This window comes from Arthrobacter sp. C2, from assembly GCA_024207135.1.
Classification (GTDB): Bacteria; Actinomycetota; Actinomycetes; order Actinomycetales; family Micrococcaceae; genus Paeniglutamicibacter.
The window spans coordinates 4373492-4392496 of record CP042428.1 but is presented as its reverse complement, the minus strand read 5'-3'; the positions used below and the strand labels follow the sequence as shown (position 1 = coordinate 4392496).

General features: G+C 66.9%; 19 protein-coding genes. 5 read left to right on the top strand and 14 right to left on the bottom strand.

What is annotated here, in order from left to right:
• Nucleotides 1-23: 23 nt before the first annotated feature.
• The 3 genes from FPY90_RS20075 to FPY90_RS20065 all read right to left on the bottom strand — a co-directional run bounded on the left by FPY90_RS20075 (nt 24) and on the right by FPY90_RS20065 (nt 2086).
• The gene (locus FPY90_RS20075) at nt 24-233 is read right to left on the bottom strand and encodes a hypothetical protein (RefSeq protein ID WP_071215670.1); all 210 of its coding nucleotides are present in this window, start codon (nt 231-233) and stop codon (nt 24-26) included.
• Nucleotides 234-330: 97 nt separating this feature from the next.
• Nucleotides 331-1146, bottom strand: a complete 816-nt coding sequence (locus FPY90_RS20070; RefSeq protein WP_083411355.1) for a class I SAM-dependent methyltransferase — start codon at nt 1144-1146, stop codon at nt 331-333.
• Nucleotides 1139-2086: a bifunctional riboflavin kinase/FAD synthetase gene (locus tag FPY90_RS20065; RefSeq protein WP_071215669.1), complete on the bottom strand. Its 948-nt coding sequence runs from the start codon at nt 2084-2086 to the stop codon at nt 1139-1141. The genes FPY90_RS20070 and FPY90_RS20065 overlap by 8 nt, the downstream gene beginning before the upstream one ends.
• Before the next feature lie 177 nt (nt 2087-2263).
• On the opposite strand from FPY90_RS20065, the gene FPY90_RS20060 reads away from it, so the two are divergent.
• The gene (locus tag FPY90_RS20060) at nt 2264-2875 is read left to right on the top strand and encodes a DUF937 domain-containing protein (RefSeq protein ID WP_498682979.1); all 612 of its coding nucleotides are present in this window, start codon (nt 2264-2266) and stop codon (nt 2873-2875) included.
• Nucleotides 2876-2984: 109 nt separating this feature from the next.
• On the opposite strand, the gene FPY90_RS20055 is transcribed toward FPY90_RS20060, so the two are convergent.
• From FPY90_RS20055 to truB, 3 genes are read right to left on the bottom strand one after another with little or no spacing between them, the layout of a single operon-like run.
• Nucleotides 2985-3488: a hypothetical protein gene (locus FPY90_RS20055; RefSeq protein WP_071215667.1), complete on the bottom strand. Its 504-nt coding sequence runs from the start codon at nt 3486-3488 to the stop codon at nt 2985-2987.
• Nucleotides 3485-3859, bottom strand: a complete 375-nt coding sequence (locus tag FPY90_RS20050; RefSeq protein ID WP_071215666.1) for a hypothetical protein — start codon at nt 3857-3859, stop codon at nt 3485-3487. Before FPY90_RS20050 ends, FPY90_RS20055 begins: the two co-directional genes overlap by 4 nt.
• Before the next feature lie 53 nt (nt 3860-3912).
• Nucleotides 3913-4791: a tRNA pseudouridine(55) synthase TruB gene (gene truB / locus FPY90_RS20045; RefSeq protein WP_071215767.1), complete on the bottom strand. Its 879-nt coding sequence runs from the start codon at nt 4789-4791 to the stop codon at nt 3913-3915.
• A 234-nt stretch (nt 4792-5025) separates the two neighbouring features.
• On the opposite strand from truB, the gene FPY90_RS20040 reads away from it, so the two are divergent.
• Nucleotides 5026-6477 (top strand): MFS transporter, encoded by a 1452-nt coding sequence (locus FPY90_RS20040; protein WP_071215665.1) that lies wholly within the window; start codon nt 5026-5028, stop codon nt 6475-6477.
• 424 nt (nt 6478-6901) lie between these two features.
• Entirely contained in the window at nt 6902-7999 is a 1098-nt protein-coding gene (locus tag FPY90_RS20035) for a ScyD/ScyE family protein (protein WP_071215664.1), read from the top strand.
• A gap of 118 nt (nt 8000-8117) precedes the next feature.
• Here FPY90_RS20035 and rbfA read toward each other — a convergent pair whose 3' ends face one another.
• From rbfA to rimP, 5 genes are all read right to left on the bottom strand, one after another.
• Entirely contained in the window at nt 8118-8555 is a 438-nt protein-coding gene (gene rbfA / locus FPY90_RS20030) for a 30S ribosome-binding factor RbfA (protein WP_071215663.1), read from the bottom strand.
• Nucleotides 8556-8669: 114 nt separating this feature from the next.
• Complete coding sequence (gene infB, locus FPY90_RS20025; protein ID WP_498682976.1) at nt 8670-11552, bottom strand: translation initiation factor IF-2; 2883 nt, start codon at nt 11550-11552, stop codon at nt 8670-8672.
• Between the two features lie 165 nt (nt 11553-11717).
• Entirely contained in the window at nt 11718-11996 is a 279-nt protein-coding gene (locus FPY90_RS20020) for a YlxR family protein (RefSeq protein WP_498685637.1), read from the bottom strand.
• A 283-nt stretch (nt 11997-12279) separates the two neighbouring features.
• Entirely contained in the window at nt 12280-13254 is a 975-nt protein-coding gene (gene nusA, locus FPY90_RS20015; RefSeq protein ID WP_071215661.1) for a transcription termination factor NusA, read from the bottom strand.
• Nucleotide 13255: 1 nt separating this feature from the next.
• Nucleotides 13256-13834, bottom strand: a complete 579-nt coding sequence (gene rimP, locus FPY90_RS20010) for a ribosome maturation factor RimP (protein WP_071215660.1) — start codon at nt 13832-13834, stop codon at nt 13256-13258.
• 119 nt (nt 13835-13953) lie between these two features.
• Here rimP and FPY90_RS20005 point away from each other — a divergent pair, with 119 nt between their 5' ends.
• Both FPY90_RS20005 and FPY90_RS20000 read left to right on the top strand, forming a co-directional pair.
• The gene (locus tag FPY90_RS20005) at nt 13954-15198 is read left to right on the top strand and encodes a hypothetical protein (protein WP_498682975.1); all 1245 of its coding nucleotides are present in this window, start codon (nt 13954-13956) and stop codon (nt 15196-15198) included.
• 234 nt (nt 15199-15432) lie between these two features.
• On the top strand, nt 15433-15531 hold the full coding sequence (locus FPY90_RS20000; protein WP_286135454.1) for an Ltp family lipoprotein: 99 nt from the start codon (nt 15433-15435) through the stop codon (nt 15529-15531).
• 259 nt (nt 15532-15790) lie between these two features.
• On the opposite strand, the gene FPY90_RS19995 is transcribed toward FPY90_RS20000, so the two are convergent.
• The 3 genes from FPY90_RS19995 to FPY90_RS19985 form a co-directional block, all read right to left on the bottom strand.
• Nucleotides 15791-16264 carry a hypothetical protein gene (locus FPY90_RS19995; RefSeq protein ID WP_139194904.1) on the bottom strand — a complete coding sequence of 158 codons (474 nt, stop codon included), beginning with the start codon at nt 16262-16264 and terminating at the stop codon, nt 15791-15793.
• 68 nt (nt 16265-16332) lie between these two features.
• Complete coding sequence (locus FPY90_RS19990; protein WP_071215656.1) at nt 16333-17148, bottom strand: sulfite exporter TauE/SafE family protein; 816 nt, start codon at nt 17146-17148, stop codon at nt 16333-16335.
• A 2-nt stretch (nt 17149-17150) separates the two neighbouring features.
• Entirely contained in the window at nt 17151-18950 is a 1800-nt protein-coding gene (locus FPY90_RS19985; protein WP_498682972.1) for a proline--tRNA ligase, read from the bottom strand.
• Between the last annotated feature and the right edge of the window lie 55 nt (nt 18951-19005).

Below are 19005 nucleotides of genomic sequence, written 5' to 3'. Positions count from 1 at the left end.
TCGAAGAACGATCGTGCATCGCTCTATTTGTTGCCTGCCGGCCGGGGCCTGCGCCGTGCAGAAATCCTCAGGGAGACCACGATCGCGGTGAACACGACGAAGAGTCCTCCCGCCCACCCGGTGAGCTGTTCCTGGTAGGGCTGGTGCTGGCCAAACAATGCGGGAATCGACAGGATCAGAACTACTCCTGCCAGGGCCATTGCCCCAAGGGCGACCAAGAATGTCTTACTCATTTCAGCTCCTGACAAGCAGCTTGCAACGGCGATTATCGGAATACCACCGATCGTAGCGTAGGCGGCGAGGCACGTGCCCAAGCCAACCCCCAGGAATCTAGCTGCGCAGCCTAGCCCGCCATGCGTGGGTCAGGTACGGCAGCCCGAACGGTTCCCCCTGGGTGTGGCCCAGGTGGTCGTAGAGGTACCAGGACAGGTTGTGCTCGACCCGCGCGCGGGTCGCCGCCCCGGCACGCAGGTAATAGCTTCGGGACTTGGCCAGCTCGATGACCTGCTCGGCGCTCAGTGACTGCTCCCAGATCCAGGAACCGGACTCGGGAGCATGGAACTCCGGACCCACCGGCGGGACGAAGTCCGGCCGGTGCACATCCCCGGCATGCATGATCCGGGCCAGCCGGTGCACCCAGGGCACCGAGACATCGAGCTGGTTCCACACCAGCGACAATTTCCCGCCGGGCTTCAGCACGCGGGCGGCCTCGGTGCTGGCAACGTTCGGGTCCACCCAGTGCCAGGCCTGGGCGTAGGTGATGACATCCGCGCTGGATTCCTCCAGCCCGGTCTCTTCCCCGGTCCCTTCCTGGGCCATGACCTCGGGCAGGCGCTCGCGCAGCACCGCGAGCATGTCGGCCGAGGGCTCGACCGCCGTGACGTTCAGCCCGCGGGCCAAGAGCTGTGCGGTGAAAATCCCGGTTCCGGCGCCCACGTCCACGACGTCGCGGGTGGCTACGGGGACCATGAAGGCCAGTGCGGCGTCGGGGTAGTTGGGACGCACGGCGTCATAGTGGGCGCCGCCGACCTTGAACGCCGTGGCCAGTTCGCGGCGGCGCTTGGCGTCCATGGTGAAGGCGCGGGCGGGCAAACCGGGAACCGGCCGAGGGGCCTGCTCACCGGTTTCCGGGGTTGAATCAGGCATCTAGCAAGACGGTCCGGGTACGCGCAACGTCCTCGCGCATCTGTTCGATGAGCGCCTCGATGCCGCGGTAGGCCACCATCGGGCGCAGGTGCTCGACGAACTCCACGATGATCTGCTGGCCGTAGAGGTCGAAGTCCTCCACGCCCTCGGCGGGCCGGTCAATCACGTGGGCCTCGACCTGGCGGCTGACGCCCTCGAAGGTCGGGTTGGAGCCCACGGAAATGGCGGCGGGCCAGCGCACCTGTGCCTCGTCCACCAGCCAGCCGGCGTACACGCCGTCGGCCGGGATGATGCCGGAGGCGGCGGGGTCGAGGTTGGCGGTGGGGAAGCCGAGCTCGCGGCCGCGTGCTGCCCCGTGCACGACCTCGCCGCGCATGCGGTGCGGGCGGCCCAGGATCTGGGCGGCGGTGGCCACCTCGCCGCGGTTCAGCGCCTCGCGCACCCAGGTCGAGGACCAGCGGCGGTGCTCCCCCACGTCCTCGATGCCAATGACGTCAAAACCGTATTGCTTGCCCAGGGCGACCATCACGTTGAAGTCCCCGGAGTTCTCGCGGCCGAAGCGCACGTCGTGGCCCACGACCACGGTGCAGGCGTTCAGCGCGCCCACGATGACCTTGGCAACGAATTCCTCGGCACTGGCCCGCGCGAAGTCCAAGGTGTAGCGGATCATCAGCAACCCGTCGAGGCCCTCCTCGGCGAGCGTCTCGATGCGGTCCTCGATCCCCATGATCAGTTCGGGGGCGTCGTCGGGGCGGTGGACCTGTGCCGGGTGCGGGTCGAAGGAAATGGCCACGGCCCTGGCGTGGCGCTCCTTGGCCGTGGCAACCACGGCGGCGAGCACCTCCCGGTGGCCGCGGTGGACCCCGTCGAAGTTGCCAATGGTCACTACCGACGGGCCGATGCCGGGGGGTACGGCTTCGAGGCCTTTCCAATAGTGCACGTTGCTCCTTCGCTGGTGATCCGGGCGGCCGATTCGAGCACGGCCATAACCATTATGGACGACAAATACTCCAAGTGCCGATTCTTGTCCGTCGTGCGACCCATTGAGGTGGCGCGCGCCATAGGATGGGGCCCAGGGTCGCGAATCCGCCGGTCCCCCAATCGCAAGGAGCTCTCGATGGCCGACCTGAACGAACTGCTCAACATGATCCCGCTGGACCAGCTCGGGGCGAAGCTGGGGGTCGATGCCGACACGGCACGCGCCACCGCCGCCACGGCCCTTCCCTCGCTGCTGGCGGGCCTGCAAAACAACGCGGCCTCCCCCGACGGCGCCGATGCCCTGTCCGCGGCCATCGCGCAGCACGACGCGACGTTCCTGGACGGCGGGGTCGACATCGACGCGGTGGACACCGCCGACGGGCAAAAGATCGTGCAGCACGCCCTGGGAAAGAACCAGTCGGCCCTTGCCTCCCAGCTCAGCGGCGCCGCAGGCGGCGGGGTGGACCTTGGCGCGCTGGTGCAAAAGGCGCTGCCGATCCTGGCCCCGCTGGTCATGGCGTTCCTGGCCAAGAAGCTGTCGTCCTCGCAGGGCGGGCTGGGCGGCATGCTCGGCGGGCTGCTGGGCGGCCAGGAAGCCGGCAACGGCCAGGCTCCCGGCGGGCTGGACCTCGGCGGCATCCTGGGCGGGCTCTTTGGCGGCGGGAACAGCGCCGGCCAGCAGCAGCCGGGGCAGGGTGCCGGCGGCCCGGATCTGGGCGGCATCCTCGGCGGGCTCTTCGGCAAGAAGTAACGCCACTTCCCGCAAGACCAAGCGAGCCGGGTTTCCCTGGCCTTTTCGTCACTGGCGAAAGGCGGGGAACCCGGCTCGTGGTGCATCTGTGCTTCTGCGCGTTGGGGAGCTACTCCCCCACAGTTTCCTCCCGGGCCTGCGGCATCTTGTGTCTGGCCAACCACCACAGGCCGATCAGCGGCAGCACCAGCGGCACGTAGCCGTAGCCCGAACCGAAGTGCGACCACACCGCCGGGTGGGCAAAGAGCGCGGGCAGCGCGAAGCTGAGCGTGCCCACCACCAGCACGCCAACCAGCTCGAAGAGCACTGCGTACCAGGAGAGCCTCCAGCTGCCGGGCTTCTTCGAGGCCAGCGCGAGGGTCGCCACGATGTACACGGCACCGGCCAGCGCGCTGAGCAGGTAGGCCAGCGGAGCCGCGCCGAAGTCCAGCAGGATCTGGTAGACGGCACGGACCGTGGCCGAAAGTGCCAGCACCCCGTACACGGCGATGATGATCCGGCCCAGGCCCGAGCTGCGCCCGCCGTTTGAGCGCACCGGCTTGTTGTTGTCCTTGCGGTTAGCCGCATCCACGATGCGCGAACGCTTCACCTGGTTTTTTCCGTGCTCGCTCATGCCGGCAACGCCCCGTCCCAAATCTGTTCCATCCTGTACAACATGACAAAGACTATGGCCCCGGAGACCGCCAGCACGGTGTTCGACCACCGCGACTTGTCGGTCACCGCCCACACGAAGGCCAGCACCGGGATCAGCAGCGCGGTGAGCAGGTAGCCCCAGAACTCCCAGGGCTCCCCGCTGATCGCCTGTCCCCCGGCCTGCCTGATTGCCGCGGCGATCCCGTAGACCACCAGGAACACCTCCAGCAGCGCGACCGCGACCAACGCGAAGTCGTCCGGATAGGTGCGGATGATGGTGGCCAGCACGCCCAGCAGCACGGCCACGGCGCACAGGATGGCACCGGCAATGAAGAATCCGTCAACGATCACGGCGGAAGTTACCCCTTAAAAGTCATTCGTTCACACACGGGCACGCAGCCAGGCTAGGAAGCGGTGGCGAACACGAGTTCGGGCTTGGCTTCCTTGCCCTTGTTCTTCAGCAAGGCCACCAGGGTCCCGTCGGGGGCGAAGGCCGCCGTCATTTCCTCGGTCTCGTTCGCGCTGATCCGCCGGCCGAAGGAAAGCTCGGAGCGTTCGTGCTCACTCAAGTCCCGGCGGGTGAACAGCGCGTCGGCTGCCAGTTCCAGCGGCAGGTACTCGAAGTCCTTGGCCAGCTGTTCCAGCGTGCGGGCACGGTCCAGCGTGTAGGGCCCGACCTCGGTGCGGCGCAGCGCGGTCAGGTGCCCGCCCACGGCCAGGTCCTCGCCCAGGTCGCGGGCCAGGGCCCGGATGTAGGTGCCCGAGGAGCACTCGACGGTCACGTCGATGTCCTGGACCTTGCCGCCTCGTTCGCGGCGGATGTCGTGCACCTCGAAGCGGTGGATGGTCACCGGGCGGGAGGCCAGCTTCACGTCTTCGCCGGCACGCACGCGGGCGTAGGCACGCTCCCCGTTGACCTTGATGGCGCTGACGGATGAGGGCACCTGCTCGATCGGGCCGGTGAGCTTGGCGATGGAGGCGCGGATCTGCTCCTCGGTGAGCGCGGCGGCGATCCGGGTCTGCACGATCTCGCCCTCGGCGTCGTCGGTGATCGTCGATTCGCCCAGGCGGATGGTGGCCGTGTAGGTCTTGTTGGCGCCCACGATGTAGGTCAGCAGGCGCGTGGCCTTGTTGATGCCCAGCACCAGCACGCCGGTGGCCATCGGATCCAAGGTGCCCGCGTGCCCGACCTTGCGGGTCCCCGCCAGCCGGCGCGTGCGCCCGACCACGTCGTGGCTCGTCCAACCCTGCGGTTTGTCGACGATGACCAGGCCTGAGCCGATGACTTGGGTGGGGTTCTCCGGGGCAGTTTTCACGCCCTCCAGTATAGGCCGGTTCGCTGGGGGCTTTTTCCCCCGGTTCTTCCGCGGGCCTCGGGTTTCCGGCCTTCAGGGAACGGCGGCCCGTTGTTGCGTGCCCGGCCCCATCCGGCGATCGGCCGACAAGCCATTGACTTGCCTGGGGCCCGGCTCCTACGGTCGGGGCAAGGGATGCCAAGGCCAAAGGGGACGAACATCATGAGTCGGCATGAAAGAATCGTGCTCTTGGTGGCCATCCTCTCGTCTTTCGTTGCTTTCCTGGACGGCTCGATCGTCAACGTGGCGCTGCCGGCCATTGCCCGGGAACTGGGCGGCGGCATCACCACCCAGCAGTGGGTGCTTGACGGCTACCTGCTCACGCTCGGGTCCCTGATCATGGTCGCCGGAAGCCTTTCGGACATCTTCGGGCGGGTGCGGATCCTGCGCATCGGGCTCATCCTTTTCGGCATCGCCTCGCTCTTGTGCGCCGCGGCACCGACCGGGGCCGTGCTGGTCGCCGCCCGCCTGCTGCAGGGCGCCGCGGCGGCGTTGCTGGTCCCCAGTTCCCTGGCCCTGATCACCTCCACCTTCGAGAAAGGCCCCCGGGCGGGCGCCATCGGCACCTGGACCGGGTGGACCGGCACGGCGTTCGTTGCCGGTCCGCTGCTCGGCGGTCTGCTGGTGGACACCGTCTCCTGGCGGCTGGTCTTTGCCATCAACGTCATTCCCATCGCCACCACGCTGGTGCTGTTGGCCCGGTTGCACGACCCGGCGCGAATCGAAGCCCGGACGCCGATCGATTTTCCCGGTGCCGTGCTGGTGGCCTTCGGGCTCGCCGGGACGGTCTTTGCCCTGATCTTCCAGGCCGGGCCCGGCTGGGCACACCCCATGGTCTACCTGCCATTCACGCTGGGATTGTTGTGCCTGGCCGCCTTCATCTGGCGCGAGTCGCGGGCCAAGGATCCGATGATGCCGCTGCACCTGTTCCGCGAACGGAACTTCGGCATCGGGAACCTGGCCACCGCGGCCTTCTATGCCGGCATCTCGCTGGGGACATTCATCATCCCGGTCTTCCTGCAGGAAGCCGCGGGCTTCACCGCCTTTGCCGCCGGGTTGGCAACGATCCCGCTGACGCTCATGTCCCTGGCGCTTTCGGCGCTCTTCGGGACGCTGGCGGGCAAATACGGACCAAGGCTGTTCATGTCGGTGGGACCGGTGCTGGCAGGAACGGGCTTCGCGCTGATGCTCTTCGCCGAGGACCCGTTGGACTACTGGTGGCAGATCCTGCCGGGCGTCGTGGTGTTCGGCCTGGGCCTGGCGGTCACCGTTGCGCCGCTGACCGCCGCGATCCTCGGCGCCATCGATCCGGCGCAGAGCGGCATCGCTTCGGCCATCAACAACGCGGTGTCCCGGGTGGCCGGGCTGCTCGCGATTGCCGTGGTGGGGTTGGTCACCGGGCCGGTGCTGGACACCGCCGCCTTCCACAGGGTGGTGCTGGTGACCGCGGTGCTCATGGTGGTTTCCGGCGTCGTCTCGGCACTGGGCATCAGCAACAAGCTGCACGTCGGTGCACCGCCCATCCCGCCCGAGGCCACCGCCGCGTGCCACGACCGCATCGTGTCCCACGGGCTGGACGGGGACGGGCAAGAGCGCGGGCTCCAGCCCACCTGAGGGAGCCGTTAGGTCCGTGCCCGGCCCCGACTCGACGCAGGGCCCGGCCCCAAGGCTTCCCTGGGATATCAAATGCCGGCGCCATCCCTGCTCATGTCAATAACGAGTGGGACACGTTTTCCATTGACTTCCCCGCATTCGCGCCATAACCTTCTGACTATCTGGCCACGGCCGGGTCACTCGTATCGGGCAGGGCGCAACTGGGGGCGCCGACACCCTCGTCACCGTTTTCACGGCATCCACTCGTTAATTCCTTCATCGGCGTCACTCGCCTGCCATTGATGATTCCTTGCACCACCAATTTCCGGCAGCGTCCATCGGGCCGCTGCCTTGGGCCATGTCGCGTGATGAGACGAGCCAGTTCAACAGTTCACGTGCCGCTTGCTTGCGGCGCATCCAGTTCTCTTGACTAGGACACTCCACCATGAAGTTTCGCGTTTTTGCGGCAGTAGCCGCAGCCTCGGCCATGACGGTGACGCTTTCCGTCGCCCCGGCCCAGTCAGCCACCGCTCCGCCGTCCCCGGACATCACCAACGTCAAGCAGCTTGCAACGGGTCTTGGGGGGCCGTTGAAGGTTGCCTTCGGGCCACATGGCAATGTCTTGGTTGCCGAGGCAATGGCGGGATTGGTCTCCTCCATTTCACCTTCGGGCAAAAAGACCGTGCTGGTCTCGGCGCCGGGACATGAAATCGCCGGTGTTTCCTACGGCAACAACACCACGTACTACTTCCAGAACGCGGGTTCCGAAGGCGGGGAGCCGCCCGCTCCGGGGCTCACCCCGGCGGTGCTGAAGACCATCGACCACAAGGGCAAGGTCCGCACCGTGACCGACATGGCAGAGTACGAAAGGACGCACAACTCCGACGGCAATACCGTCTACGGGGTCCGCGACGCCTCGGCCGGCTGCCTGGCCCAGGCACCGTACCTGCAGTCCATGGGCGAGGAGTTCTCCCACCCGTACTCCAGCGTGCCGACCCGCAACGGCCTGTACGTCGGTGATGCCGGGGCGAACGCCATCCTGCATGTGAACAACCAGGGCAAGGTCTCGCTGGTGAAGGCGCTTCCCGCCGAGGGAATCACGATCACCGCGGCGGTCCAGGCGATGGCCGCCGAGATGGGCATGACGGTTCCCGATTGCATGCTCGGGCACACCTACTGGGCCCAGCCTGTTCCCACCGACATCACCGTCAAGGGCAACTGGCTGTACTACACGGTCCTGCCGGGGGTACCGGGTGAATCCCTCTCCGTGGGCAAGGTCTACAAGATGAACCTGCAGACCAAGAAGACCCAGGTCGTTGCCACCGGGCTCAACGCCCCCACCGGGGTCGCACTGGACCACATGGGCAACATCTACGTGGCCGAGCTCTTCGGCGGCGGCGTCGCCAAGATCGTCAACGGCCACGCCACCACGGTCCTTCCCGCGGGCCTGGCAGCCGACATCGCGATCCAAAACAAAAAGATGATCGTCAGCACCATGGTCCTGACACCCTCCGGATCGGTGGTGACCGCCACGATCAAGTAGCGCCATGTCCGCGGCCTTGCACGCCGAACGCAGAAACCCCGCAACCGGATCCTGGTTTCCAGGCTCCCGTTGCGGGGTTTCGTGCTGCCCGGGGAACCGGGCGGAAGGGGCAAAACGCCTAGGCGTCGTCCTCTTCTTCTTCGTCGCGCTTGTACGGGTCGGCGTCGCCGGCGAAGGTCTTGCCTGCCGCCAGCGCGGCAACCTCGGCGTCCTTGGCCTTGGCAACCCGAAGCAGCGCCTCGAGGTTCGAGGCGTTGACCGGGATCTCGTCAGCGACGAATTCCAGGGTCGGGGTCAGGCGCACGGTGACGTTCTTGCCGACCTCCTTGCGCAGGACGCCCTTGGACTTCGCCAGGGCAGCTGCTGCATCGGCCTTGGCTTCGTCGTCGCCAAAGACCGTGTAGTAGATGGTGGCGTGCTGCAGGTCGTTGGTCACCCGTGCGTCGGTGACCGTGATGGCCTCCACGCGTGGATCCTTCACGGCCTTGCCCAGTGCCTGGGCTACAACCACCTTGATGCGTTGGGCCAGTTTTGCGGCGCGAGCTGAGTCAGCCACGTTCACTCCTTTTCTCGGCACCCGCGGATGCCGGTTAATGCGCTTCGACGGCGGGGAGCCGCAACCTTGTGCGGTTGCGGCGCCCCACCGTCGACTAGCAGCGCTTGGTATTGATTAAGCGCGCGGCTTTTCGCGCATCTCGTAGGTCTCGATCGTGTCGCCGTCCTTGACGTCGTTGAACGAGCCCAGGCCGATACCACATTCGAAGCCCTCGCGGACCTCGGTGGCGTCGTCCTTGAACCGCTTGAGCGAGTCCACGGTCAGGCCCTCGCCGATGACCTTGCCATCGCGCAGGACGCGTGCCTTGGTGTTTCGGCGGATGGTGCCCGAGCGAACGATCGAGCCGGCAATGTTGCCGAACTTCGATGAACGGAAGACCTCGCGGACCTCCGCGGTGCCCAGCTGGGCTTCCTCGTACTCCGGCTTGAGCATGCCCTTGAGAGCCAGCTCGATGTCATCGATTGCACCGTAGATGACCGAGTAGAAGCGCATGTCGACGCCTTCCTTGTCGGCCATTTCGGCAACGCGCTCCGCGGGCTTGACGTTGAAGCCAATGATGATCGCGTTGTCAACGGTTGCAAGGTTGACGTCGTTCTGGGTGATTGCGCCAACGCCGCGGTGGATGACGCGCAGCTGCACGCCTTCGCCCACGTCGATCTTGAGCAGCGAATCTTCCAGGGCTTCCACGGCACCGGAAACGTCACCCTTGAGGATGAGGTTGAGGGTGTCGATCTTGCCGTCGGCAACGGCCTGGTCGAAGTCTTCCAGGGTGATGCGCTTGCGACGCTTGGCCAGGGCCGCATTGCGGTCCGCGGCTTCGCGCTTCTCGGCGATCTGGCGAGCGGTGCGCTCGTCGTCGGTCACCAGGAAGGTGTCGCCTGCACGCGGCACCGAGGACAGGCCAAGGACCTGGACCGGGCGCGAGGGCAGTGCAACGTCGAGGTTGTCGCCGTTCTCGTCGAACATGGCACGCACACGGCCGTGTGCGGTACCGGCAACGATGGTGTCGCCGACGGCCAGGGTACCGGACTGGACCAGCACGGTTGCCACGGCGCCGCGACCCTTGTCGAGGTTCGCTTCGATCGCGATGCCGCGGGCGTCCTTGTCCGGGTTGGCACGCATGTCCAACGCGGCGTCGGCCGTCAGCAGCACTGCATCGAGCAGCTCGTCGATGCCGAGCTTCTGCAGGGCGGAGACGTGGATGAACATGGTGTCGCCACCGTATTCCTCCGGAACCAGGCCGTATTCGGCCAGCTGGCCCTTGACCTTGTCAGGGTTCGCGGCTTCCTTGTCGACCTTGTTCACTGCCACGACGATCGGAACACCGGCGGCCTTGGCGTGGTTGAGTGCCTCAACGGTCTGCGGCATGACGCCGTCGTCCGCTGCAACAACCAACACGGCGATGTCGGTGACCTTGGCACCACGTGCACGCATGGCGGTGAACGCCTCGTGGCCCGGGGTGTCAATGAAGGTGATCGCACGATCGATCTCTTCGTGGATGTGGTGGATCTGGTACGCACCGATGTGCTGGGTGATGCCGCCGGCTTCGCCCTCGATGACGTTGGACTTGCGGATGGCATCCAGCAGGCGGGTCTTACCGTGGTCAACGTGACCCATGATGGTGACCACCGGCGGACGTGCCTCAAGCATGTCCTCGGTTTCGGCGTCAAGCTCGGCGTCGAAGTCGATCGAGAACGAGGCGAGCAGTTCGCGCTCTTCGTCCTCGGGGGACACGACGGTGACGACGTAGCCGAGCTCGGCACCCAAGACGTCGAAGGTTGCCTCGTCCAGGGACTGGGTGGCGGTGGCCATTTCTCCCAGGTGGAAGAGCACGGTGACAAGAGCTGCCGGGTTGGCGTTGATCTTGTCGGCGAAGTCGGTGATCGACGAGCCACGACGGAGGCGAACCTCGGTCGAGCCGTTGCCGCGGGGCACACTGACGCCGCCCAGCGACGGAGCGCTCATCTGCTCAAGTTCCTGGCGCTTTGCGCGCTTGGACTTGCGCTGCTTGCCGCGGCCTGCGCCGCCCTTGCCGAAGGCACCCTGGGTTCCACCGCGACCGCGGTTGGGACCGCCGCCGCCCTTGTAACCGCCGCCGCCACCGGCTGCTCCCGGAGCTCCGCCGGCGCCTGGTGCGCCACCCGGACGTGCCGGGCCACCGCGGCCCGGACCACCCGGACGTGCACCGGCCGGAGCCGGACGTTCGGTGCGGTTGGGCATCATGCCGGGAGTAGCGCGAGCGCCTCCCGGGGTGCGCGGACCTGCGCCTGCGGGGCGCGGTCCACCGGCACCGGCCGGACGGGGGCCGCCTGCACCGGCTGCCGGGCGGGGACCGCCGGCGCCTGCTGCGGGACGGGGACCACCGGCACCGGCCGGGGGACGCGGGCCACCCGGGCGGGGACCGCCGGGACGGGATCCACCGGCACCGGGGCCGCCGGAGCGCATGCCCTGTTGGGATGCGAACGGGTTGTTGCCCGGACGCGGGCCGCCTGGCTTGGCACCCGGACGCGGGGCCGAAGCCGGGCGGTCCGAACGCTCGGTGCGCTCGGGGCGCGCGTTCTCACCGGTGGGGCGCATGCCCTGCTGGGAAGAGAACGGGTTGTTGCCCGGACGCGGTGCGCCGGGCTTGGCACCCGGACGCGGGGCGGCCGACGGTGCTGCTGCTTCGGCGGCCGGGGCCGGTGCTGCCGGGGCGGCTGGCGCCTCGGATGCGGCCGGGGCTGCTGCTGCCGGAGCCGGGGCCGGGACGGTGCCGGCCGGCTTCGGTGCGGCTGCGCCCGGGGTCACCGGGGCGGCCGGAGCCTTGGCTGCCGGGGCTGCCTTGGGTGCTGCCGGGGCAGCGTTCGGGAACGCGGTGCGCAGCTTGCGCACGACCGGTGCCTCGATGGTTGAGGATGCGGAACGGACGAACTCGCCCATTTCCTGCAGTTTGGCAACTGCATCCTTTGAAGTGATTCCGAGCTCTTTGGCGAGCTCGTGTACGCGGACCTTAGCCACTTTTCTCCTGTCTGAAGGTCCGCACCACTTCTTCTTACAAAGTTTTTGGTACGAACCAACGTTTGCTGTCTAGCCCAGCATCCAAAACGGATGCCACAGGCGCTGCGACGCATAACCGATTCATCATCGTTAGGCGCTCATCGCTTGGAACTCATCGGGTTTCCATCAGATTTCTGACCCGCTTTCAGGTTGGACGTTTGTGAAGGCCGGTTTCCCAGGTTGGGTCCGTTCCTTGGCCCGCCGTTCCGCCACAAGCGAGGAGACATCCACGTTGGTCCGAAAGGACCGTGCGAATGCCCCGCGTTGTACGGCACGTTGGGCACATTCCGGGTTGGGGTGCAGCCAAGCACCCCGCCCGGCGAGACGACGGGTCGGATCGGGCACCGGGACGGACTTGCCGTCCTTCGCCCTCAAGACCCAGCGCGTCAGCTGGTTCTGGTCCACCACGGTGCGGCAACCGATGCACGTGCGCTGCGGCTGTTGCTGCAATGACACGTTGGTTCTTCTCCTGCATTCGATTTACCACTATGCATAGTGGACCACAGACAAGTCTAGCGCGTTTCGGGAATCCATGGAGCGTGCCGTGGGACACGTGGATCGAGTTTCCGTGCCGATGGGCCGCGGGCGGCGCCCGGCAGGCAAAAGACCGCCGGCCCCGGCCGGTTGGCTCCCCGTCGTGGGGGTGCCTACCGGCCTGTGGGCGCGACGGCCTGATGGCTTGAAGCGGCTACTCTGCTGCGACGGCGTCCGAGATGATGTCGATGCGCCAGCCGGTGAGCTTGGCCGCCAGGCGGGCGTTCTGCCCTTCCTTGCCGATGGCCAGGGAGAGCTGGTAATCGGGAACCACGACGCGGGCCGAGCGGGTCGACTCGTCGGTGATGGTCACCGAGACGACCTTGGACGGGGACAGCGCCGAGGCGATGAACTTCGCCGGATCGTCGTTGTAGTCGACGATGTCGATCTTCTCGTCGTTCAGCTCGGTCATCACGGCGCGCACGCGCGAACCCATTTCACCGATGCAGGCGCCCTTGGCGTTCAGGCCCGGGACGTTGCCCTGCACGGCGATCTTGGTGCGGTGGCCGGCTTCGCGGGCCAGCGCCATGATTTCCACGGCGCCGTCGGCGATCTCCGGGACCTCGAGCTCGAAGAGCCGGCGGACCAGGTTCGGGTGCGAACGCGACAGGGTGACGGCCGGGCCCTTGGGGCCGCGGTTGACGTCGACCACGTAGCAGCGGATGCGGTTGCCGTGGGTGTACTTCTCCCCCGGCACCTGCTCGGGCGGCGGCAGCAGTGCCTCGACGACGCCCAGGTTGACCTGGACCATGATCGGGTTGTTGCCCTGCTGGATCTGCCCGGAGACGATCTCGCCGATCTTGTTCTTGAACTCGCCCACGACGTTGTCGTCCTCGGCGTCGCGCAGGCGCTGCAGGATGATCTGGCGTGCGGTGGAAGCGGCAATGCGGCCGAAGCCGGTGGGGGTGTCGTCGAACTCGCCCACGACAGTGCCGTCTTCCTCGGTCTCGGTGGCGAAGATCGTCACGTGGCCGTTGCGGCGGTCGACCTCGGCACGTGCCTGCGGCATCGCACCCGGGGACTTCTGGTAGGCAATGAGCAGGGCCTGCTCAATGGTGGGGATCAGCACGTCGATCGGGATTTCGCGCTCTTTTTCAAGCATGCGCAGCGCGCTCATATCAATGTCCAACTCAGGCCTCCGCGTTTTCGTCGTCTTCTGGATCAAGCTCTAGTTCTTGCAGTGCCGCGGCCTCGGCCCGGGTGAACTCCACCTCGACGTTGCCGCGGCGGATCAGGGAGAAGCCGATGCTGCGGGCCTCGCCCTGCTTGGGCTTCATGCCCTTCTTGACCTCGATCTCCGGGACGATGGTGATGCCGTCCTCGTCCACGGCGGTCAGCCTGCCCAGCAGGTTGTCCTCGCCGATGACGTTGACCTTCACCATGCGCCCGACGTTGCGGCTCCAGTGGCGCGGCAAGGTCAGCGGACGCGAGGTTCCGGGGGAAGATACTTCAAGTTCGTACGGATCCGCGGTGTCGTGCGGGTCCTTGTCCAATGCCTCGGAGATCGAGCGGGAAACCTCGGCCACCGCGTCGAGTTCGATGCCGTCGGTGCCGTCGATCAAATCGACCACCACGTGCACGATGCGCTGGTCCCCGGCGCGGCGCACCTGGACTTCTTCGAGCACCAACTGGTGGGAGGCAACGGTGGGCTCCAGTAGTTCGGTGAGGCGGGCCGCCTCGAGCTGGATGTCTGCCGGCTTGCCGGTCATGAAAGTCCTCCCACATTATTCGATGTTGTGAACACTAGGGTAGCGACTTTTGGGGCCATCCGTCTGCCCGATTCCCGCTTGCCGCCCCTCGACCCGGGTCCATGGGATGATCGGTGGTGATGGATCAGCACCCAATGGACCCCAGGCACCCCGTTTCCCCCGCACCCCGCAGGCCCCGCACCAGGCTCCGCGTGCTGGCCGCGGCGGCGGTTGTTGCCGTGGCCGCGGGCACCTTCGGCACCGGGGTCTACCTGAACCGGGATTCCCCTACATGGCAACGGATTCTCGGCACCGAACCGGTCATCGAGGTGCCCCCGAAAGCCACCGACGAACTGCCCGTGCTGCTCGAATCCGTTGGCAACATGCTCGAGCACCCGGCCACCTCCACCGGCGCCAAAACCACCGCCGCGCTGCAGGCTGCCAGGTCCATGCTGGCGGAGCATGTCGAATTACTCACACCCGGTGCCTTGGCGGCCGCTGCCGCCTCGGCGAACGGACCAGCGGGCACCGGGGCCGAGGCCGCAACCGCCCCGCCCTCCGCGGTCCCCCCGTTGACGCCTGCCGAGTTTTCCGGGCGATTGGCCGGTGCCGGCAACGGCCTGCTGCACGAGGCGCTCACCGCCCCCGAGCAAGAGGCGCGCAGGCTCTCCGGTGCCGGATTCGAGCTGGTGCTGCAGGCCCGCACCGTGCTCTCCGCCGCCGGTGCCCCGCAGGCGGCCATCGATGCGCTGCCCACCCCAGCCACGGAACTGGCTGCACAGGCAGCTGAAACCACCTCGGCTGCCGCCTCCGCTTCTGCATCCCCCTCGACCGCGCCAGCCGCGGCGCCCACCGTGGACAAGGCCGCCGCGGCGAAGATGCCCGAGTTCACGTTCTCCGCCTGCCCGGCCACTGCACCGGACGCCAGCAAGGGCACCGGACAAACGGATTCGGGGCAGCTGCTGGGCGAGGTCATCGATGCGGCCTACCGGATGGGATACGCCTACGACGTGGCCGGCGCACGGACCAGCGCCGGGCTGCGCACAGCGGCCTGGAACAGGTCCAAGGTGCTGGTGGAATTCGCCGAGGCCCTCGAGAAGCAGCTTGATGCGGCCCACGACTGCGAACCGCTCCGGCAGCCCGCCTACCAACTGCCGGCCGATGCCATTTCCAACCTCATGGATGCGGCCCGCAGCGGCGAGGCGCAATTGGCGTTGCTGTTGCGCGACGCCGCCGCCAGCCAGGCCGGGGAACCCCGGACCTACCTCTTCAACGCTGCCTGGGCCCAGGGCCTGCAGGCCCGGCAGGTCACCGGCCAGGTCCCGGACTTCACCGCCGTGGCTGAAGCGCCCAAGCCTGCGGACGTAGGCGCCTCTGCCGGTTAGCCGCCGGGTCGGAAGCCGAAGCCAAGGCAGAGGCGGAAGCTGGAACCGTGAGTCAGCAAAAACGCCCTTCGGTCCGCCGAGAACTACCTCGGATTCACCGCGTTTTCACGCTCCGGACTGATCGAACAGCTCGAGTTTGAGGACTATTCGAAAAACGATGCCACGTGGGCAGTGGGTCGCGTGATAGTGGATTGGCATGATCAAGCTGCCAAGTCCGCGAAAAACTACTTGGAAATGACGACTTTCTCGCGCAAGGGCTTGATCGACCAGCTGGTTTTTGAGGGCTACACCCGGAAACAGGCAGAGTACGGAGTGGGCAAGACCGGTCTGTAGCGATCCTCGGCCGGTCGGTTGGCATATCAATCAATGACCTTGGTAACGAGGGCCCCGCTCTTCACAGGACGTTCACCCGTTCGTAGCACCGGTCATGCCGCCAACGGTGTGACCGGTGCTACGAGCAGCTTCAGGACCGGGACTCCACGCGATACGCGTGCTGGTCGGGCGAACTTTCCAGGTCCGGCTAGGCAGCCGGGAACAACTCGTCGTAACCGAGCGTGAGGATCAGCGCCCACACAGACGGACGCAGCATTGGCTAGCGGAGGTCTCGACCGGTCGCACGCTGCCGAATGCCAGCCACGATAAGCACTAAGGCCAGTGGAACCAAGGCCCACAGCCACGTCTCGGGCATGAACACATCTGGATCCTCAACCTCGGCCAGGGCATTCGCGGCCATGTTGACCAGCGCCCAGATCGGTGCCAAAAATGCCCACCCCAGGATCGCACCCATGACGGAAGCGCGGGTTGAACAACTCCAGTGCAGGCGCGCGAACAAGGGTGCGGACGCGAACGCAACCACGAAAAAGGGAATTGAAATGCAAACGACCCACATGGCGTGCAGCACGAATCCGGCCAACAGCATGCCTGCAGAAATCAGCAGGGTGAGCCATATTCCCAGTCCGAGGGTAACCATGTAGCTGTCGTCGCGAATGCGCGGGCTCCGGTCCCCCATCGGGTACACGGCGTTCTCGCTTGCCAAGGTCATCTGCTGCTCCTGGTCTTGAGTCATGGACCAATCTAGCCGTGCAAGCCCAGCCTACCGAGCGCGCCGGATATCCGGTACTTCCTCGGGGCCGGTCAGGCAGCGGGGAACAGCACGTCGTAGCCGAGCTTGAGGATCAGCGCTCCCACCACGGACAGGAACACTATCCGGATGAACTTGCTGCCCTTGGTCACGGCCATCCGTGCGCCCAGGTAGCCGCCGGCCATGTTGGCCACGCCCAGGACGAGCCCGAGCCCCCAGAGCAGGTGCCCGGTGGGCAGGAAGAACGCCAATGCGCCCAGGTTGGTGGCCATGTTCACGATCTTCGCCTTGGCGCTGGCGGCCAGGAAGTTGTAGCCCATGAACGCGACCATCGCGATGACCAGGAACGATCCGGTGCCCGGTCCGATCAGCCCGTCGTAGCCGCCGATGACCAGCCCGATCACCCCGGCCACCGCGTAGTGCCGGCCCCCGGTGTAGCGCAGGTCCGTCAGTTCCCCGGCGGTTGGCTTGAACACCGTGAACAGCCCCACCGCGACCAGCGCGGCAATGATCACCGGCTTGATCACTTCCGGGGGCAGCAGCGTGGCCAGGATCGCCCCGCCGAAGGACCCGGCAAGCGCCACCACGGCCATCGGGATCGCGGTGCGCAAATCCGGGGCGGCGCGGCGGTAGTAGGTGATGGCGCTGGTGGTGGTGCCGAAGATGGAACCCATCTTGTTGGTGGCCAGCGCCTGCACCGGGGAGATGCCCGGCACCAGCAGCAGGGCGGGAAGCTGCAGCAGTCCCCCGCCGCCGACCACCGCATCGATCCAGCCGGCGGCAAAGCCGGCGAGCACGATCAGCGCAATGGTTCCGGCCGTGAGTCCTTCAAGGCCGGAACCATCAAGCAGCGCCGCCGCGTCGAACATGTCTAACCCTTGACGAGCGCGATGAGCTCGGACACCACGGTGTCCACTGCCACGTCGGTGCGCTCTCCCGTGGCGCGGTCCTTGACCTCGACCACTCCGTCGGCCAGGCCGCGGCCGATGACCACGATGGTCGGCACGCCGATGAGCTCGGCATCGGAGAACTTCACGCCGGCCGAAACCTTCGGGCGGTCGTCGTAGATGACCTCGACGCCGGCGGCGTGCAGCTCGTCGGCGATCTTCTGCGCGGCCTCGAAAAGCTCGACCTGCTTGCCGGTGACCACCAGGTGCACGTCGGCCGGGGCGACGTTGCGCGGCCAGACCAGGCCGTTCTCGTCGTGGTTGGATTCGGCCAGGGCGGCCACCGCGCGGGTGACGCCCACGCCGTAGGAGCCCATGGTGACGATCTTGAGCTTGCCGTTCTGGTCAAGCACTTTCAAGTCCAGCGCCTCGGCGTACTTGCGCCCGAGCTGGAAGATGTGGCCCATCTCGATGCCGCGGGCGGTTTCCAGCGGGCCGGAGCCGTCCGGAGCCGGGTCCCCTGCGTGGACCTCGACGCACTCGATGGTGCCGTCCCAGGCAAAGTCGCGCCCGGCGACCAGGCCGAAGACGTGCTTGCCCGACTCGTTGGCGCCGGTGACCCAGCTGGTGCCGGAGACCACGCGCGGGTCGACCAGGAACAGGATCTTGGAGGATCCCTCCAGGCCCAGCACGGCGTTGTCCAGGCCCAGAGCCGGGCCGATGTAGCCCTTGACCAGAGTCGGGTGCTTCTTCAGGTCGTCCTCGGTCGCTGCCTCGAGCTCGACCTCGCCACCGGTTTCCAGGTGGGAGGAGATGTTCGCCTCGACGCGCTTGAGGTCCACGTTGCGGTCCCCGGGCAGGCCGATGGCCACCAGCTGGCGTTCGCCGGTGGGCAGCTTGGCAGCCAGCACCACGTTCTTCAGGGTGTCGGCAGCGGTCCAGGCGCCGTCGGCGCGCGGGGCGACCTCGTTGGCGCAGGCCACCAGGGTCTCGATGGTCGGGGTGTCCGGGGTGTCCTTGACGTCGAATGCCGGGGCATCGGTGAAGTCGATGTCCTCGGGCACGATCGTGGTCACCGCCTCGACGTTCGCCGCGTAGCCGCCGGCCGAGCGCACGAAGGTGTCCTCGCCGACCGGGGTCGGGTGCAGGAATTCCTCGGACTTGGACCCGCCCATGGCACCGGCGGTCGCGAAGACCGGCAGGATCTCCAGGCCCAGGCGCGCGAAGATCTTCAGGTAGGCGGCGCGGTGGGCCTGGTAGGCCTCTTCGAGGCCCTCGTCGTCGATGTTGAAGGAGTAGGAGTCCTTCATGATGAATTCGCGGCCGCGCAGCAGGCCCGCGCGGGGACGTGCCTCGTCGCGGTACTTGTTCTGGATCTGGTACAGGTAGGCCGGCAGGTCCTTGTAGGAGTTGTACAGGTCCTTGACCAGGAGGGTGAACATTTCCTCGTGGGTGGGGGCCAACAGGTAGTCGGCGCCCTTGCGGTCCTGCAGGCGGAACAGGCCCTCGCCGTACTCGGTCCAGCGGCCGGTGGTCTCGTAGGGTTCGCGCGGCAGCAGGGCCGGGAAGTGGACTTCCTGGGCGCCGATGGCGTTCATTTCCTCGCGGATGATGGCTTCCACCTTGCCCAGCACGCGCAGGCCCAGCGGCAGCCAGGTGTAGATCCCGGGTGCGGCACGGCGGATGTATCCGGCGCGGACCAGCAGCTTGTGGCTGGCGACCTCGGCATCGACCGGGTCTTCGCGCAGCGTGCGCAGGAACAGTGTGGAGAGCTTGAGGACCACGCTAACTTTCCATTTCCGCGGCCTGTTTCCAGACCACAACATAGTGGTGGGAGTG

Coding starts and splice junctions, on each gene's coding strand:
- FPY90_RS19990 (WP_071215656.1), bottom strand. CDS start 17,148: ATGTTCGACGCGGCGGCGCTGCTTGATGGTTCCGGCCTTGAAGGACTC.
- FPY90_RS20055 (WP_071215667.1), bottom strand. CDS start 3,488: ATGAGCGAGCACGGAAAAAACCAGGTGAAGCGTTCGCGCATCGTGGAT.
- FPY90_RS20005 (WP_498682975.1), top strand. CDS start 13,954: ATGGATCAGCACCCAATGGACCCCAGGCACCCCGTTTCCCCCGCACCC.
- FPY90_RS20060 (WP_498682979.1), top strand. CDS start 2,264: ATGGCCGACCTGAACGAACTGCTCAACATGATCCCGCTGGACCAGCTC.
- FPY90_RS20040 (WP_071215665.1), top strand. CDS start 5,026: ATGAGTCGGCATGAAAGAATCGTGCTCTTGGTGGCCATCCTCTCGTCT.
- FPY90_RS20070 (WP_083411355.1), bottom strand. CDS start 1,146: ATGCCTGATTCAACCCCGGAAACCGGTGAGCAGGCCCCTCGGCCGGTT.
- FPY90_RS19995 (WP_139194904.1), bottom strand. CDS start 16,264: ATGACTCAAGACCAGGAGCAGCAGATGACCTTGGCAAGCGAGAACGCC.
- FPY90_RS20075 (WP_071215670.1), bottom strand. CDS start 233: ATGAGTAAGACATTCTTGGTCGCCCTTGGGGCAATGGCCCTGGCAGGA.
- rimP (WP_071215660.1), bottom strand. CDS start 13,834: ATGACCGGCAAGCCGGCAGACATCCAGCTCGAGGCGGCCCGCCTCACC.
- FPY90_RS20035 (WP_071215664.1), top strand. CDS start 6,902: ATGAAGTTTCGCGTTTTTGCGGCAGTAGCCGCAGCCTCGGCCATGACG.
- FPY90_RS20000 (WP_286135454.1), top strand. CDS start 15,433: ATGACGACTTTCTCGCGCAAGGGCTTGATCGACCAGCTGGTTTTTGAG.